The 2,747-nt window shown below is 40.2% G+C and carries 1 protein-coding gene and 1 pseudogene; one reads left to right on the top strand and one right to left on the bottom strand.

The genetic code is table 11. The features are described from left to right. Nucleotides 1–107: 107 nt before the first annotated feature. Nucleotides 108–2,030, bottom strand: a complete 1,923-nt coding sequence (locus AFK68_RS03010; protein ID WP_094671518.1) for a sister chromatid cohesion protein PDS5 — start codon at nucleotides 2,028–2,030, stop codon at nucleotides 108–110. Between the two features lie 474 nt (nucleotides 2,031–2,504). Between AFK68_RS03010 and AFK68_RS03005 the strand changes: the two are divergent. Further along, nucleotides 2,505–2,654, top strand: a pseudogene (locus tag AFK68_RS03005) (DUF2887 domain-containing protein); the annotation flags it as partial. Nucleotides 2,655–2,747 lie beyond the last annotated feature (93 nt).

Here is a 2,747-nt window from a genome sequence, read left to right as displayed (position 1 = left end):
CTCCCCTACTCCCCTACTCCCCTACTTCCCTACTCTGAAATAGATAAAGTTTTTGATAAATGGTATAAGTCCTAAGTAATTTGAAATAAACCAAATTTTTAGAAAAATCATTGTATTTTTTGCAAGGCATCTATCTTAGCTTTGATGTCTTTATTTTGGATCTTGTTGTAGTGTCTCTCAAGTAAAGAAATATCTTCTGGTTCCCAATTCACCTTTTTCACCAATTTTTTAATCTGTGCTTTCAATTCAGGGCGCAGGTATTCTAGATTTTGAGTGTCTGTCCAAGCATCAGCAAAAATCTCCAAAACTTTTTTGCCCTCTTCTCTGCTAACAGATCGTTCCTCGCCAAAATTATCTATTTGATTAGGATATCGTTTTGGTGAACCCAACCATTGAATTAAAGTAATGCTATTAGAGTCTCCTCCAGTTGTAAAGTAAGCGAGAAAACGAAGTTCTACTTCTTGATCTCTGTTTCTATGAGTTGCATTCAAAATTTGTAAAATCTGCTGAGTATTAAATTTTCCCATCTCACCTAGTGACTTTACTGTTGCTTCACGAACCTCTGAATCTTTATCCTTTAACAACTGCAACAATTGGGGCATTAATTCTTTAGCCTCTGAACCGATATTACCGACTGCCCTTACTGCTTCAGCACGAACACGCTCATCTTCATCGCCGAATAACTGCTGCAACTGGGGAACAAATTGTTTAGCCTCCGACCCCAAATTGCCCACTACCGATGCTGCTTCTTTACGAACAAACTCATCTTCATCCCTGAATAACTGCTGCAACTGAGGCATCAATTCTTTCGCCTCCGCACCCAAATTGCCCACTGCTCTTGCTGCTGCAGCACGAACACGCTCATCTTGATCGCCGAACAACTCCTGCAACTCGGGCATAAATTGTTTAGCCTCCGACCCCAAATTGCCGACTGCCCTTGCTGCTGCAGCACGAACACGCTCATCTTCATCCTTTAGCAACTCCTCCAATTCACGAATAAACTGTTTAGCAGTCTCCGACCTCATCTCACCCATTGCTCTTGCTGCTGCTCTACGAACACCCACATCTTCATCTTTGAACAGCTCCTGCAACTCAGGAATAAATATTTGGGCTTCCCATTCTATCTCACCCACTGCCTTTATTACTGCAAAACGGACTCGTCTATCTCTATCCTTTGACAACTTCAGTAGTTGAGGAATAAATTCTACAGCATCCCATCCCATATCACCCATTGCTGTTACTGCTACATAACGAACCTCCGAATGTCGATCGCTGAACAACTGCTGCAACTGGGGAATCAATTCTTTCCCTTCCGACTTCATCTCATCCACTATTATTACTGCTGCATAACGGACATCCGAATTGTTATCTTGCAACAACTGCTGCAACTGGGGAATCAATTGTTTAGCCTCCCACTTTAGATTACCAACTGCTGGTGCTGCTGCTCTCAGCACATCCGAATTGTTATCTTGCAACAACTGCTGCAACTGGGGAATAAATTGTTTAGCCTCTGACTCCATCTCACCGACTGCCGTTATTGCTGCAGCACGGACACGCCAATTTTTATCTTGCAATAACTGCTGCAACTGGGGAATCAATTCTTGCGCTTCCGAGTCAAGATTACCCACTGCTTTTGCTGCTGCCATAACGACACGCCAATTTTCATCCCTGAACAACTGTAGCAACTGGGGAATCAATTCTTTAGCTTGCGCCCCCATCTCACCCACTGCTGTTATTGCTGCACGACGGATATCTGAATCTTGATCCCTCAACAATTTGCCAATTTGTTCTATCCGCTCTGAGGGGATATTAACAGGAGACTCAAGGTCATATTCAGACATTTTTTTGACAGCCTCACCCCAAACATCAGTGTCAGAATCATCCAAAGCTGCCAACATTCCCTTGAGTTGCCAGTCTTCTGGAGGTGACTTCTCAGAAGCTTGAACATGACCCAAATTTACTACCAATAAAGCCACGAATAACAGTAGCAAAAAACGCCATTTACGAATAAAGGAGTTAGAGAGTTTCATTATCTTAAGATTGAGAGGTAGAAAGCAGCAACTTGCTAAATTAAGTTAGCATATTAAATTAACCGGAAAAAGAAAATTAAGAAAAAATTTAGGCCAATAAGGATAGAATTATACTTTCAGAAAAAAACTCCCGCCAATTTGACAATAAAGTAGACAATTGTCATTATGAATGACAGTTTTTGGGAGTATATCTGTTGAGTTTTCTGCGTCAACCCAACCCACTGGAATAATACACCTTCAATCATGCAATAGTAGGGGCGGGTTTGAAATTAATGAATAATGAATAATGAATAATGGATAATGAATAATGAAAGATTTCCGTACTCGCCTACTATCTCTCGGTTTCAACAAGAGGTAATTATTAATTATTAATTATTAATTATTGGAATAAACTCGCCCCTAGCTCCCCTGATTCCCCAATGCACTATTTTAGATTAAACAGTCTACTACAAGTCTAAAAAATCACAACAAAGCGTGAAAACAGACAGTATTTTTTATGAACTATTTCTCACATTTCCACCGAGCTTTTTTGAATTAATTGGTATTTCAGAACCGGAAGCTAATAATTACGAATTTACTTCCCGTGAAATCAAACAATTAGCATTTCGTTTGGATGGATTATTTATTAATGGATAACGGGACTTTAGCAAATTTCAAGCCCAAACAAATCCCAAACTCTCTTTATGAGCGGTAAATACGTCAATGTTTTCATCTAAC

The organism is Hydrocoleum sp. CS-953 (assembly GCF_002260545.1).
GTDB lineage: Bacteria > Cyanobacteriota > Cyanobacteriia > Cyanobacteriales > Microcoleaceae > Trichodesmium.
This window is presented reverse-complemented; position numbering and strand designations above follow the sequence as displayed.